Consider the following 14044-nt stretch of genomic DNA (forward strand, 5'->3'; position numbering starts at 1 on the left):
TTGGACCGGGGGTTATTTTGTATAAGTGGATGTGGCAATATGCGTAGACTATTTTAACACTCTGGCCGATGTCGCTACAGTCTTACCACCATAGACTACTTTGATACTGGAACTTCCGGTATCAATCGCCTTCACCTGACCGCTAGTAACCTGTACGATCGACGGTTTGGAAGATGTCCATACCGCTGAGCTTGTCACATTGGTAGTAGCGCCTGAATCATAAACTGCATTCACACTAAGCACTTGAGAGGAGCCTTTAGGCAGCTTCAGGTTTTTATTGCTTAATACCAGTTTGAGCAGCTTAGGTGTGACCTTGATCTCAATGTTAAACGACTTATCTTGATATGTGCCCGTAATCGTTGCTGTTCCAATTCCAACGGCTTTAATGGAAGAGCCTTTTACGATCGCTACGGAAGCATTCGATGATGTCCATTTCACTTTACTGCTCAGCGTAGCTTTTTTACCATCCGTATAGATGCCGATGACTTTGATGGACTTACTTCCTTTCAAATTTATATCAGCAATCGAAAAGCTTGGTGTCAATGTAGAAATGGCTCCTTCCACAATGACAGGTACTTTCACATATTTGTTCATATACATAGCCTTGATTCCAGAGTTACCGCCATTTACCGCTTTTACTTTACCATTTGCTACTGTAACTGCGGCTGTTGTACCTACCCAGCTTACCTGATTGGTAACATCCAGGATTCCGCCACCAGCCATGTGTGCTTTTACTGTCGGAATACTTGCTTCTTGGCCTGCAACCAATACATATTTTTTCTCAGAAGCGGTCAGCTTGAGCACTTTGTATTGCACAGTCACTGGAATATCCAATTTGAGTGCACCTACCGTTGCTGTCAATGTTGCACTGCCTGGGTTCACTGCAATCAGCTTACCATTTGCTATTTTAACTGCACTTTCACTGCTTAAGCTCCATTTTACATCGGATTGAACTGCTTTTTTTGCTCCATTGACCAAATAAGCAGATATACTCGGAAGAGAAGTTTTGCCTCCTGTTTCGAGAGTCAGACTGGCTTTGCTTGAAACCAGTTTTTCAACCGTCGGAAGTACATTAATCTTCAGAGTCTTGCTCAAACCGTGATAGGACGCTGTAATCGTCGAATTGCCTGCATCCATCGGTGTGATTTTACCTTGCTCGACTGTGGCAACCAACGGATTGGAGGAAGTCCATTCTGCCGTGTTGGTCACATCTGTCTTGCCGCCAGTCAGGTTGACATCGGTTGCACTAACCTGAATTGGAGAGCTACCCAGAAAGACCGATTTGGACCCAGTTGCATTCAATACTAATGCCTGAGAAGAAGAACGCACATACACAATCGTTTGTGCTTTGAGTTCATCTTTGCTTGCTTTAATGTAAGTCACGCCTTTGGCAAGTGGACGAACCAGACCGTCTTCAACGGTAGCAACAGCCGCATTCGAAGAAGTCCATTCGACACCGGATACATTTTCCGTCCCACCTCCAGTAAGTACACCTTGAGCAGTCAATTGCTTTGATTCTCCACCAATCGTCAAATTAATGGGACTAGACGGATTTAATTGCAGCTTGCTGTAAGGCGATTTTACTGTAATCGTTGTACTTACCGTTTGCTGCTCATATGTGGCAACAATCTTAATCTGCCCTTTTGACACAGGAGTAATGAGTCCCTTATCTACCTTTAAAATGCTTGAATCCCCAGAGATCCATTCTGCTTTTTGTGTAACATCTTCTTTGCCCTTTTCTGTCAATGACCACACTTTTAATTGAGCGGGGCTTCCACCCAGATTCAATGTAGTCGGATTTTGACTGTCCCACTGTACCGTGGAAGTCGTACTCTCCTCAGCCCGGATCAAACCCGCTGGCCATGCTGCAAATACAAACATCAGCAAAGCAAGTAAGAAGGTACTCCGTTTGCTCATACGTTTCATACGCTCCATTCGTTTCTCTCCCTTAGTTTCATCTCTATAAAATAGGATATAATTAACAATCCCATTACTTTTATCGGTTAGCAGCTAACTAAATTGAACCCTTCATCAAAAAAAGGTGAATAATTACAGTTAAAGTTCTCCACGTAGTGACCTTACTACAAACAAATGCTCTTCTTTAGATAAGGTTTGTCCATCTTCAAGAATTACATCGTGTGCCGAGTGGCTAACCAGCTTTACATTATAAGCAATCAGCTGATCCTCTCTCCAAATCGTCACTGCCGACTGAAAATGAATGGCATTATCAAACTGTAACGGAACGCTCATTACATAACCGATAGCGTTCAGCTTCGCCGGATGGCGGCTTCTACGTTCACGCCCCGGAGGAAGCATGGTAATATGCGTAATATTTTCAAAAGGAATAGCCAGCATTTTCGGGCCTAAAATAACACACTTTCGTATATCATCCCATTTTTCAAGCGTGCCGCGCACCTTCTGGGTATGACCGTTGTTGCCGTGATATAAAATGACCTGACGTCCCTTCCACTGACGCATGTCCTCACCTCCAGTGCTAGCGGTTAGGAATCTCCCACCGAATAGGCTCCATTCCATGCTCCTGCAAAAATGCATTGGTACGCGAAAAAGGCTTGCTGCCAAAAAAGCCTCTGTGAGCCGCCAATGGACTTGGATGAACGGATTTCAGCACCAAATGCTTGCTGGTATTCACGAAGCTTGCTTTTTTCTGAGCATGGCTCCCCCACAAAATAAACACTGCTGGCTGCTCGCGTTCATTAATCGCTTCAATGACAGCATCCGTGAAACGTTCCCAACCTATTCCCTGGTGAGATTGCGGTTGTCCTTCACGCACGGTTAACACGTTGTTTAGCAGCAGCACACCTTGCTCAGCCCAAGGCACGAGGTATCCCTGATTCGGAATGGGAGTGCCGATATCATCGCGAAGCTCCTTGTATATATTTAGTAGAGATGGCGGTGTTCGCACACCAGGTCTAACAGAAAAGCTCAAACCGTGAGCTTGTCCCTCTCCATGATATGGATCCTGTCCCAATATAACCGCTTTGGTCAGATGAAATGGCGTTAATTTAAGTGCGGAAAACAAGTCTTCTTTTGGAGGATATACCTTATGTAACTTGTACTCTCTGGCTAACGTATACCTTAATTCATTAAAGTATGGCTTTTCGACCTCTTCTCGTAGTACATCATCCCAGTCATTTCCAAACATACCCCTGTCTCCTCTCAATATGTAGATCTGTGAAAACGGTAAGCTTTTTGATCCAAAAAAATAAGCTGAACTCCTCATCCGGAGCCAGCTTATTTATTCGTTACCTGTGTTATATGCCGAAGGACCAGGAAAATATCCTTACGGTAATCAGCTACCGCAGGTCTAAATTCGATTTCCTTATTATAACATTAACGATAATGATGTCAAGTAACTGAAAGCTTAATTCCCTCAGAAGAAAAGCTCTTTATTGCTGTATTTATGACGATTTTGTATGAGCATTCAGGTATTCCAATGCATTATATAACATAACAGCAGCTTCGGCACGTGTAATCTCGCTTTTTGGATGAAACTTTTCACTTGCATCCAAGGTATTGACCTTGTAGACTAGCGAGCGTTGAATGCTACCTTGGTAAGAAGGCTCCAGTTCGCTCTCATCCGCAATATTCGCAGGTGCGATTTTAAACATCGGAAGAACGCCTGCTTTTTCCATGCCCTGAATCAGCATGTGGGTGAACTCTTCCTTAGTCAGGGTTTTTGAAGGAACGATATCCTTTGGAATCTCTACGCCATTATAATGCGCGTTGATAAAGGCTTCAGCATACCATGCAGTATCCTTAACATGGGTAAACAGTCCGCTGGCCTGTGGCGCCTTATTAAAATCAATAGCGGCCAAACTGAGCTGGAGTCCGCCGGAGATCAACTGAATGCCCTGGGCAGCGGTGACTTTAGATGACGGGAGAAACTGCGTGTCAGAGGCACCTTTGAGCAGACCCTGATCTTTAAGGGATATAATTTTTTCTTTGCCGCTTACGTTGTCCAAATCCTTGAATTGACGGTCTGCCGCAGACATTTGACCTCCAACGGAGAAGGACAAAATGGCTACAGTTGTAATGGCTGCAAATGCACTTTTTCTCATGTTCATGTCAAGTTCCACCTTGTAGTTGAATTAGGCCGCCTGGCCATTAACAACCTCTTTGACGTAGTTCAGGATGGAAAGGTTGCAAGCGAAATCTAACAGAGATTTGGATGAAGATTACCCGAACGCTCAATTCTTATCTTTAACGCCAATCACGATGACATCCCCCTCAAAATTATGCATATCAATAACCGTTACATTGCCCCGAAACGCTACCGAAGCTGCTGCAAATCGGCGGTATTCCAGGTCGATAATCGTAAAGTCATATTCTCTGAGATCGGCGTCTAGCTTCAGGACCGTGTTCACCGGCACATAAATAGCAATTTTTTCGAAGCCTCTGGTTGAGGCAACTCGAATCTCTTCCGTGTTCTTAAGTACTATGTTCCAAGGCTGCAAATCTACCAGTCCGTATATCTGGAACAGCCACTTCGCGAATCCATAATCCCACGCTCCCTCAAATTTAAGGGCAGCCTGCCATTCATAGGGGCTATCAAAACCTTCCCCGGTAACTCCAAAGCGCTTCCCTTTTTTGTGCCAGCTCCATATTCCATGTGCTCCGTAGGTTACGCCGGCTCCCGCACCGGACAAAAGACTTTGCCATGCAGCTTTACGCACGTCGGCACGGCCGAAACGACCGTATTCTCTCCGGCTGTATCCCATCATCTCGTAGCAAGGTTCCGAGTTTAGCACAGGCCGTGTTACCCGCTTGTTGTAGAAGTCCAACGCCAAGGTGTAGGCCTTGGACTGAAACTGCGAATTGTGACCTGATTGGTACATGTAAAAGTCCAAATTAGGATCGTTAATGAACTCATCCGGCAGATCCGCCAGTCTCCCCTGAATGTGCAGAGTAGTCAAACACTCTGGACTATGCGTCTTCACAACGTGAAGTGCGGTGCGGTAATACTCGTTCGCTCGCTCTGACGGGAAGTCGGTATCCCCGCTCACGATATAGATAGGGTGATACTTTGAGAATCGGTCTGCCGCGTAACGCACATACGGTTCTACCGCCTCCAGAGGCATCTTTTTCTCATCACGAAGCTTGGCCGCCCATGTATCTGGGATGTAATTGCACCAAAGCAAAACAAGCGCGGGTACAAATCCCTTGCTCACCGCCATCTCGACCATTGTCTCCGCCCTGTCAAAATAGTCTGGATTCAGCGAATAAAAATCGTAGCTTCCGTCCTCAATCCGTACGAACGGTTCGTAATCCAAATCACTGCCGCTGGCATCCCACTGGCGCAGCAAATTGATTTGCAGAACATTAAACCCCTGGCTACTTCTGTAGTCAAGATAATCAGCCCATTCCTCCAGTGAGATGTTGGTAAATGCGCTCCAGACGGTATCGGCCAGATAAAAAAATGGAACTCCTTCATTGACAAAGTAACGTTTGTTCTCCGCTATGCCAAGCTTTATCATACGGCATCCCCCTTATTGCTGTAATGACAGAAAACGGCGAACAGTTCGCCGCTTTCCCTTTTATTGCTCATTTATGAAGTAACGATACTAGTTTGGGCTCCAGCCGTTCCCTCCTGCTCTAACTTCTCCTGTGCTTCGCGTTCCCTGTTCAACGCTTGTTTATCAAGCGTTCTAAAGAACGGATAGTAAATCAACATACAAACGGGAATGAGCAAAAGCTGTGCAGCTGCAAGTCTCCAGCTCCCCTCAATAAAGCCCAGAGCAAAAATCGGAGTGCCAAATGCCGGGTAAATTCCGATGGGTGCAGGCAGCAAGCCCGCAGTTGTCGCAAAATAACCGAGGACCGCACAGACGATAGGAGCAACGATAAACGGAATAGCCAGGAGCGGATTCAAAACAACTGGAATTCCGAAAATGAGTGGCTCGTGAATCGAGAAAAAAGTCCCCGGAAGACCGAGCTTGCCAATCGTGCGTAATTGCTTACTCTTGGCCAAGAAGACCAGCAGGAGAGCGAAGCCCAGCATCGGCGCATAGTTTGAGAAAATATACCAGAAAGCCAGCCCGATAATGTTCGGTAGCGGAGCTCCCGCCTGGAAAGCGTCGAGATTGGCAAGATCCAGACTCATCCAGATCGGTTTGACGATGGCAAGCGTTACAATTGCGCCGTGGATTCCGAACATCCAGAGCACCTGCATAATAATGAGGGCGACAATCATAGCCCCCAGTGATCCACCCAGTCCTTCCAGTGGCACTTGCAGATAGGTATAAATAAACTCATGGACCGTACCGAATGACGTATGCATGAACAGACCGGAAACAATAACGAATACCATAGCTACGAGTATCGCCGGAATTAATCCTGAGAATGTTTTGACAACGGTAGGCGGTACTCCTTCGGGCATTTTAATGGTCCAGTTGCGATCGACAATCCAGATATACAATCGGGAAGCGAGCAAGCCAACCAACATGGCGACAAATAAACCCTGCGCACCGAGCCACTGAAGTGGAAGCGCCCGGACTTTATCGAATGTTTGGATCGGCGTCAAAATAAGAAACGAGAGCAGTGCCGTTGCTGCGGGAACCAGCGGGTCCTTGTCAAAAGCTTGTGCCAGTCTGTAGGCGATGAAGAAGACTGCATAGAGGGCGATGATGCCAGTTGTCATCGTCGATCCTAATCCTATAATACCCTTAATGGGTGCGATGAGGTTCTGGTAAGGCTCCCAGGCAAGTGCGGAGAAAAGCGTCGAAAATGCTCCAATAATCAAAAAAGGAAGGGTGGACATCAGTCCATTTGATATAGCGCTCATATAGCGATTTTGCTGAATTTTCCCAGCGTATCTTTGCAATTTATGCGATAGTTTTTTTTCGTTAGCCATATTCCTTCAACTCCTGTTTTAGAGTTTCATCTGTTGAACAATAATCTAGAGAGCGCTTCCATTTGAGGAAATCATATTTTTGTACCAATGGAAGCTGTTCTTGCGAATCCGCCGCAATTGTCTCAGGTTGAACTCATCCCGGTCAACATAGACGAATCCGTAACGTTTACTTACTCCCTGGTGGGTGCTGACCAGATCAATTGCGGACCAAGGACAATAACCAAACAGCTCCACCCCGTCCGTAATAGCCAGCTGGCATTGCTTGATATGCTTGCGCAAGTAATCGATGCGGTAATCATCTCTTACGACATCGCCCTCTTCCAAGGAATCAAAAGCCCCCAGTCCATTCTCGGTAATGATCAGCGGTAGCTGATAGCGGTCATAGATCTTCCTAAGAGTAACACGCAAGCCTGCCGGATCAATTCCCCAGCCGAACTCTGTTCGTTCCAGGTACTCATTTCCACTCCCGGCAAAAACACCCACTTCTCCAACTGAGATTTGCTGATCCCCCATCCCGCCTTTTTCTGCCGAATTCTGGGTACTGGCTTTGACCGTTGCAGAGCTGTAATAATTAAAAGCGATAAAGTCTGGCTTTGCGGCGGACAGAATACTCATATCACCTTCTTGAATCTCAGGCGTATAACCTTTTTCCTCGAAGTATCTCCAGACCAGCGTATTGTAACGGCCAAACACCGCCATATCAAGGTATAACCAATTGCGGATTGCGTTGAAGTTATCAGCCGCCAGCACATCTTCCGGACGCGAAGACGCTGGATATACGCACGAGATGTTAGGGGCCGGTGCCACTTTAGCTTCAGGTAACATTTCTTTGCACAGAATCATCGCCCTGGCTTGAGCCAGAAGCATATGATGATTTTGCTGATACAATTCCTTTTTCGGATTCTTCAGGTTCGGGTCCAACGTTCCCAAAGCGGAACCGTGCAAAATCATCATGTTTTGTTCGTTAATAGTTAACCAATATTTCACCCGGTCCCCAAAGTGTTCGAACAATGTCTTCGCATACGTTTCAAATGCGTTGATTGTACTACGGTTCGACCATCCGCCTTCTTTTTCCAAAGCTGCCGGAAGATCAAAATGATACATGGTCACGATCGGTTCGATCCCGTATTTTAATAACTCATCAATTAAATGGTTGTAAAACTGTATGCCTTTCGGATTCAATTCCCCTGTTCCCTGCGGATAAATGCGGGTCCAGGCCACCGAGAAGCGATAAGCCTTAAAGCCCATTTCCGCCAGTAAGGCAATGTCTTCCTTATAGTGATGGTAATGATCGCTTGCCACCTTATAATCAGTGATCTCTTCCCGGGGCGGACGGGTGTCAATAACAGACGGCCCTTTTCCGTCCTCGTTCCATGCTCCTTCAAACTGATAGGACGAGGTCGATCCACCCCATAGAAAATTGGAATCAAACGCTTTCAATTTATGATATTTCATTTAACACCTCCAATGAAAAAGTGTTGATCTATATGTACAGACGATTATAGATTTAAGGCTTCGGCAAGTACTTTTTCACCATTCATCATGCCATAATCCATTCTGTCGATTACGCTTACCTTGATGCCTTTAGGCTCGTATTTGGTTTTAAAATCGTCTTCCAAGTAGCCAACCTGCGGTCCTATCAGCAATACGTCCGTTTTGTCCGCATACTCTTTAAAAGAGCTTTCGGAAGTAGCTCTGATTTCAACCTCAACATTTTGAGCCTGTGCAGCCTTCTGCATCTTTTGTACCAACATACTTGTAGACATTCCTGCTGCGCATACAAGCGTAATTTGTTTCATTGGTTATTCCTCCCCGATAATGGTGTGATGGATACTGTTGCTTCGTAACGGTTCAATCTGCTGTAAAGTTCCACGATATGTCTCGCCAGATCCTTGGTCGTAATGGCAGACATGAGATGGTCTTGTGCATGCACCATTAGCAGTGTCACTTCATGAGCTGTCCCACCCGCTTCCTGCTGGATCAGTCGCGTCTGCGATTTATGCGCTTGGACCAGCTCGTTCTTGCATTCTTCAAGACATTCTGCTGCCTGCTCCGCATTACCCTTCTCGGCAAAGCTGATAGCTTCCATAGCTTTACTCTTCGCAATACCCGAATTTGTTATAAGTCCCATTATGATTTCCTGATACTCGTCCATTGAATTCACCTCATGCATTTCATCTCTTTAGCTTACAGATTCAGTGTATACGATTCTTGCCGACTTCTAAACGCAACCCTTTTCCACTAGAAGCGGAAATGCTTACAATGGAAAAAAATAGAGAAGCTCTGCACGATGCTTGTTCAAAATCCAAGCAGATGTCGTGCAGAGCTTTATTTTAATACAGTTTATGTTTGACAATAATTTGAGCAAAATCCCCGTAGGTTTTGCATTCCAGCATTTGCTGGATAATATCCGAGTCGTCGAGTAGTCCCATCAGATGCTTATACATTTTCGCCGGAGGCTCGTCGCCGTTTTTGTTAATACTGAGCAGGCAGACGAACTGCACGGGCTTGCCGGACCAATCTATGGGAGATTTCAGTGTACAGACCGCCCATACCGTCCGGTTGCTTTGCGGAATAATAGGATGAGGAATGGCTATCAGATTTCCGTAAGCCGTAGGAGCAGCATTTTCCCTTTCCATCACCAATCCGATGAATCCCTCGGAAGAGCGGATCAATCCGGAAGTATGCATTCTTTCTCCCAAAAAAGTAATAACCTCTTCTTTTGTAGTAAAGTTATGTCTCAGAAATACAAGCTCTTCCATAATGTAGCGGAAAGTAAATTCGTTTTCATCCGTCAGCAGCTCTTCAATCTTATCGATGTCACCGCCGCCAAGCAGAGTCTGAACCACCACGACCGGAACGGATAATGTCTGCGGGATTGGAACTGTGCTTACCACAAAATCAATGCCATGCAAAGGAACCTGCTGCAACTTGTAATACTCGGTCGTGCCAGCAACCTCAAGCCTTTCACCGAACTTGCTACGTAGCTTGTAATACAGCAAGCGGGCACTTCCAACACCCGAAGTGCATACGACAAGGCAGCGTTTAGGTCTGTTGTTCATCTGCTGCCTTTCCATGGCGGCCCCGATATGAATCGCCAAATAACCCATTTCTGTCTCTGGTATGGTCAAATTCAGTTTGCTCTCGATTAACTTGGCACCTATGACCCCCGCCTGAAAAGCCAAAGGATAATTATTCTTCACATGATCCAGCATCGGATTACGGATATTCATCCTATATTTTACGCGGTTTAGCGCCGATTTCAGATGAAGACATATGCCCATTAACAGTTCTTGATCCCGGCTGATATTCAGGTTAAAGCCCCTGTCAATTTCAGCCAGCATTTCTCTGCCAAGCTCATAAATTCCCCGATCCAAGAGCTTCTGAGGCCCTGTCTCTTCTGTCTGTTGCTCCGTAACTCCCTCAAACCACTTGTTCCCGGCCAGATGCATGGCGATATAAGCAACCTCATCCTCCGGAAAGGTCAAATCCATTTGCTTTTCAATGTGGCTAACAATATGTTCAGCGGCTCGAAATTCCTCGGTAGCCCGAAAATCTTCCCTTTCATCGGAAAGCATCGCGACCCTGTTCCCATCGCGAATACGCTTGCAAGCTATAGCGATATGAATGGACAGGTTGTTGAAGGCAACATCCGACAAAGTGACCCCGTGGTTCTGGATTTGCTCCAGAATAATACCTCGAATGAGTGTCATTTCCCAAGGGGTAACCATTCTCGATGCGGCCTCCACGCCCCCAGTCCTTTCTTCTTCAGAACGGTTGACGATGAATTCAGACATGCAGAAACGTAAGCGAACCTCGTCGCCCCTCAGCTTGACACCGTAATTCGGGCGCTTATCAATGCCGATTCCGTAAGCCTGTAGCATATGCTTAACCTCTTTGAAATCATTTTGTACGGTGGATTTGCTAATGTATAACTCATCCGCCAACTCTTCGAGCTTCAAATAATTTTCTGTAAGCAGGAGGCGCGAGATTAAATAACGCTGTCGGTATTCAGGAGAATTGGGATCATCCGGTTCGTTATACAGGAACAAATGCTGTAGGAGCGTACGAAAGCTGCGGTCGTCCGTGATTTTCAGTTCATACCCCCTTGAACGAACAGGCTGAATCGATGCTCCATGCTTGGCCAGAAATTCATCCAGTTCTCTGATATCGCTACGTACGGTACGTGAAGTAACCTGGATCAACTTTGCCAGATGCTCGCTGTTGACAGGAGTGTCCGCAGCCAGCAAATGCTGTAGAATCGAAACCATTCGCGTATTCATTCAAGGTGACCCCCCGTTCTTTTGTCAAAATCTATCCTCTACTCAGGCCTGCTCGGTTAGCTCGCCTTTAGGTACGAAAGTGGCAGGAGCAGCACAGGAATTGCGCTCTACAAATTTCGTATCCACTGTGATTTTTGCTGTAACCTGCGTTCCCTGCTCAATAGTATCGGTCAGGAGATCGACAGCCAGAACGGCCATTCTTTCTTTTTCTACATGAATGGTCGTTAGCTCCGGCGTAACAATGACCGATTCCGTAATGTTGTCAAAGCCGATAATTGAAGTATCCTGCGGCACCCGGATGCCAAGCTCGCTCATGGTCTTCATAGCGCTGATAGCAATATAGTCGCATTCGCAGAACCAGGCCGTCGGCAAAGTTTTCCCGCTCTCCAGATAAACGGTTAACTGCCGATTCAGATCCTCCTGCGAAGTAAGAATGGTTGGCGCTACAGCCAGCATTTGTGCCTCCGGAATCTTCAGCCCCCGTTCCATGAGTGCCGCCAAAAATCCGCGTTTACGTTCCTCAAAATTATGAATTCGTACATTTGAAGCAATATAACCGATTGAGGTATGACCCATGTCGCATAAATAAGCTCCTGCCTGATAAGCACCCATAACATTATTAATCTGGATAAATTGTACGGGAAGCGTATCAAAGCAGGTATCCAGCACAATCAGATTCGGCAGCTTGCCATGAATATCACTGATCTGCTCACGGGTCAGATTGGTTCCCAGAACAATGGTGCCTGCACTGCGTTTCTCCTCTGCAACCATCTGGATATCCCTCTGGAAAAATTCTACGTCGACCGTCGAGAAGATCAACGAATACCCTTTTTGTCGGCAACGTTCCTCAATAAACTGGATTAATTCTTTAAAAAATGGCTGTTGATAGTATTCCTCAAGGACAATGCCCGAATTTGTACACACGAGAAAAAGCAAGGACTTATCACTTCTTGAAGCCGTTATCGTCTTGCTTTTGGGACTGTATCCTGCCTCGTGGGCTACCTGGAGAATACGTTCACGCGTATCCGGGCCAATACCCGGCTTGCCGCTGAAGGCCAGTGAAACAGCTGATTTGGATACGTTGGCCAGCTTGGCAATGTCTTCCATTTTCATGCCCTAATTCTCCATTCTAAATAAGATGAACACAGCAGTGAAGTGAATAAATGAAGTTTACACCGATTTGAGATGCGATGCAATAATTAGCTGAATTTATTTATATTTGTTTAGTTATTTTTTTTAGTTTTTATAACTAAATATCACTAAATAATTAATTGACACCGTTTTAATTCGATGTTACTATGGCCTCGACATAGAAATAGTCATTGAATTTAGTTTTTATAACTAAACTAATTTGATTTTGTTTAGTTTATTTATTCTATTTTGTTCAGCAAATGTTGTTTATTCAAGTACAGAGGAGACATGATCATGAAGAAATTAAAGTTGGGTTATGCTCCGACGCGCCGATTTACGTTCAGCGCCGACGATGCCTTTAAGTACAAAGTGGAAATTCGCAAGAAAATTGAGAGTTTTGGCATGGATATCGACATTGTAGACCTGGAGGGCCTTAATGAGGAAGGCTTGCTGTATGACGACCATATAAACGCGGATTTAATTGCAAAGCGATTCAAAGAAGAAGAAGTCGACGCTGTTTTTTTCCCACATTGCAACTTTGGTACAGAAGATACTGTAGCTCGTGTAGGCAAGGCGCTCGGCAAGCCTGTCCTGCTGTGGGGACCGCGGGATGAAGCGCCGCTTGCGGACGGCATGCGCCTTCGCGACACCCAATGCGGTATTTTCGCCACAGGTAAAGTGCTGCGAAGATTCAACGTTCCCTTCACCTATGTAACGAACAGTTGGGTGAATGATCCGGTTTTCGAAAGAGGCTTTACCAACTTTGTGGCGGCCGCCAACGTCGTGCGCCAATTCAAGAGCTTACGCATTCTCCAGATTGGCCCCCGCCCCGCTTCATTCTGGACGATGATGTGCAATGAAGGCGAACTGCTGGAACGCTTCGGCATTGAGATTCATCCCATTACCATTGTCGACATTCAGCTTAGAACCAAAAAAATCGCCTCCAGCAATAGCTCAGAGCTTCTGGAAACGATGGATTACATTAAAGAAAAACTCGATTACAGTGAAGTGACCGAAGATGATGTAAGACGGATAGCCGCTTTAAAGGTCGCCATGAAATCCTTCGCCCGTGAGACGGGAAGCAGCGCTATCGCAATTCAGTGCTGGTCCTCTTTGCAGGATGCCATATCTATTATGCCGTGTCTGGCCAATGCAATCCTGACTGACGAACAAATTCCGGTTACTTGTGAAACAGATATCCATGGAGCCATTACTTCCATTATGGTGCAGGCTGCCTCCATGAACACATTGCCAACCTTCTTCGCAGATATTACTGTTCGACATCCTGAGAATGATAACGGCGAACTTCTCTTCCACTGTGGCAATTTCCCGGTCTCGCTCTCCGTAGAGAACAAACCGAAGTTACGCAAACATTTTCTCTTCGACGACCATTCTCCCGGAACTCATGAAGGCGAAATCCGCGGTGGCGGTATGACCATTGCCCGATTTGACGGCGACCACGGTGAGTACTCCATGTTCCTCGGGCGTGCCCGGGGTATTGAAGGTCCTTATACCCGCGGCTCCTACGTATGGGTGGAAGTAAACGATTGGCCGCTGTGGGAGGAAAAACTCGTAAAAGGGCCTTACGTCCATCATTCCGTAGGTATCCATGCCAATGTGATCCCGGCCATTTATGAGGCCTGCAATTATATACCCGGCCTGACGCCTGATCCGGTCGATCCCACGGAACAGGAAATTCAAAGCTGGCTTAGAGGATCCGATCTCGCCCGTAATAAGCGCCCGAACCTTCACGTTTGAG

At 46.1% G+C, this 14044-nt stretch carries 12 protein-coding genes; 1 reads left to right on the forward strand and 11 read right to left on the reverse strand.

Annotated features, from left to right (window positions below; genetic code table 11):
- Positions 1-48: 48 nt before the first annotated feature.
- The 11 genes from JOE49_RS21865 to JOE49_RS21915 all read right to left on the reverse strand — a co-directional run bounded on the left by JOE49_RS21865 (position 49) and on the right by JOE49_RS21915 (position 12267).
- Complete coding sequence (locus tag JOE49_RS21865; RefSeq protein WP_209942800.1) at positions 49-1935, reverse strand: Ig-like domain-containing protein; 1887 nt, start codon at positions 1933-1935, stop codon at positions 49-51.
- Between the two features lie 120 nt (positions 1936-2055).
- Positions 2056-2478, reverse strand: coding sequence for a hypothetical protein (locus JOE49_RS21870; protein ID WP_023989366.1), 423 nt, complete (start codon positions 2476-2478; stop codon positions 2056-2058).
- A gap of 16 nt (positions 2479-2494) precedes the next feature.
- Positions 2495-3163 carry a uracil-DNA glycosylase gene (locus JOE49_RS21875; protein ID WP_013310967.1) on the reverse strand — a complete coding sequence of 223 codons (669 nt, stop codon included), beginning with the start codon at positions 3161-3163 and terminating at the stop codon, positions 2495-2497.
- A gap of 256 nt (positions 3164-3419) precedes the next feature.
- A complete protein-coding gene (locus JOE49_RS21880) occupies positions 3420-4085 on the reverse strand; it encodes an S-layer homology domain-containing protein (protein ID WP_160790681.1) in 666 nt (221 codons plus the stop codon).
- Positions 4086-4208: 123 nt separating this feature from the next.
- The gene (locus JOE49_RS21885; RefSeq protein ID WP_209942803.1) at positions 4209-5495 is read right to left on the reverse strand and encodes a glycoside hydrolase family 140 protein; all 1287 of its coding nucleotides are present in this window, start codon (positions 5493-5495) and stop codon (positions 4209-4211) included.
- Between the two features lie 71 nt (positions 5496-5566).
- Positions 5567-6871 (reverse strand): PTS sugar transporter subunit IIC, encoded by a 1305-nt coding sequence (locus tag JOE49_RS21890; RefSeq protein ID WP_209942805.1) that lies wholly within the window; start codon positions 6869-6871, stop codon positions 5567-5569.
- 45 nt (positions 6872-6916) lie between these two features.
- Positions 6917-8326, reverse strand: coding sequence for a glycoside hydrolase family 1 protein (locus JOE49_RS21895; protein WP_209942807.1), 1410 nt, complete (start codon positions 8324-8326; stop codon positions 6917-6919).
- A gap of 44 nt (positions 8327-8370) precedes the next feature.
- Complete coding sequence (locus JOE49_RS21900) at positions 8371-8670, reverse strand: PTS sugar transporter subunit IIB (RefSeq protein WP_023989371.1); 300 nt, start codon at positions 8668-8670, stop codon at positions 8371-8373.
- On the reverse strand, positions 8667-9026 hold the full coding sequence (locus JOE49_RS21905; RefSeq protein WP_023989372.1) for a PTS sugar transporter subunit IIA: 360 nt from the start codon (positions 9024-9026) through the stop codon (positions 8667-8669). Before JOE49_RS21905 ends, JOE49_RS21900 begins: the two co-directional genes overlap by 4 nt.
- A 178-nt stretch (positions 9027-9204) precedes the next feature.
- Complete coding sequence (locus JOE49_RS21910) at positions 9205-11154, reverse strand: BglG family transcription antiterminator (RefSeq protein WP_209942808.1); 1950 nt, start codon at positions 11152-11154, stop codon at positions 9205-9207.
- Between the two features lie 42 nt (positions 11155-11196).
- On the reverse strand, positions 11197-12267 hold the full coding sequence (locus tag JOE49_RS21915; protein ID WP_023989374.1) for a LacI family DNA-binding transcriptional regulator: 1071 nt from the start codon (positions 12265-12267) through the stop codon (positions 11197-11199).
- 312 nt (positions 12268-12579) lie between these two features.
- Here JOE49_RS21915 and JOE49_RS21920 point away from each other — a divergent pair, with 312 nt between their 5' ends.
- Positions 12580-14043: an L-fucose/L-arabinose isomerase family protein gene (locus JOE49_RS21920; protein ID WP_023989375.1), complete on the forward strand. Its 1464-nt coding sequence runs from the start codon at positions 12580-12582 to the stop codon at positions 14041-14043.
- Position 14044: the final 1 nt, after the last annotated feature.

This window comes from Paenibacillus sp. PvR133, from assembly GCF_017833155.1.
GTDB classification, from domain to species: domain Bacteria; phylum Bacillota; class Bacilli; order Paenibacillales; family Paenibacillaceae; genus Paenibacillus; species Paenibacillus polymyxa_B.

Bases quoted from the DNA above. Each gene is read 5' to 3' on its own strand.
- JOE49_RS21865 (WP_209942800.1), bottom strand. From the start codon at position 1,935: ATGGAGCGTATGAAACGTATGAGCAAACGGAGTACCTTCTTACTTGCT.
- JOE49_RS21870 (WP_023989366.1), bottom strand. From the start codon at position 2,478: ATGCGTCAGTGGAAGGGACGTCAGGTCATTTTATATCACGGCAACAAC.
- JOE49_RS21875 (WP_013310967.1), bottom strand. From the start codon at position 3,163: ATGTTTGGAAATGACTGGGATGATGTACTACGAGAAGAGGTCGAAAAG.
- JOE49_RS21880 (WP_160790681.1), bottom strand. From the start codon at position 4,085: ATGAACATGAGAAAAAGTGCATTTGCAGCCATTACAACTGTAGCCATT.
- JOE49_RS21885 (WP_209942803.1), bottom strand. From the start codon at position 5,495: ATGATAAAGCTTGGCATAGCGGAGAACAAACGTTACTTTGTCAATGAA.
- JOE49_RS21890 (WP_209942805.1), bottom strand. From the start codon at position 6,871: ATGGCTAACGAAAAAAAACTATCGCATAAATTGCAAAGATACGCTGGG.
- JOE49_RS21895 (WP_209942807.1), bottom strand. From the start codon at position 8,326: ATGAAATATCATAAATTGAAAGCGTTTGATTCCAATTTTCTATGGGGT.
- JOE49_RS21900 (WP_023989371.1), bottom strand. From the start codon at position 8,670: ATGAAACAAATTACGCTTGTATGCGCAGCAGGAATGTCTACAAGTATG.
- JOE49_RS21905 (WP_023989372.1), bottom strand. From the start codon at position 9,026: ATGGACGAGTATCAGGAAATCATAATGGGACTTATAACAAATTCGGGT.
- JOE49_RS21910 (WP_209942808.1), bottom strand. From the start codon at position 11,154: ATGAATACGCGAATGGTTTCGATTCTACAGCATTTGCTGGCTGCGGAC.
- JOE49_RS21915 (WP_023989374.1), bottom strand. From the start codon at position 12,267: ATGAAAATGGAAGACATTGCCAAGCTGGCCAACGTATCCAAATCAGCT.
- JOE49_RS21920 (WP_023989375.1), top strand. From the start codon at position 12,580: ATGAAGAAATTAAAGTTGGGTTATGCTCCGACGCGCCGATTTACGTTC.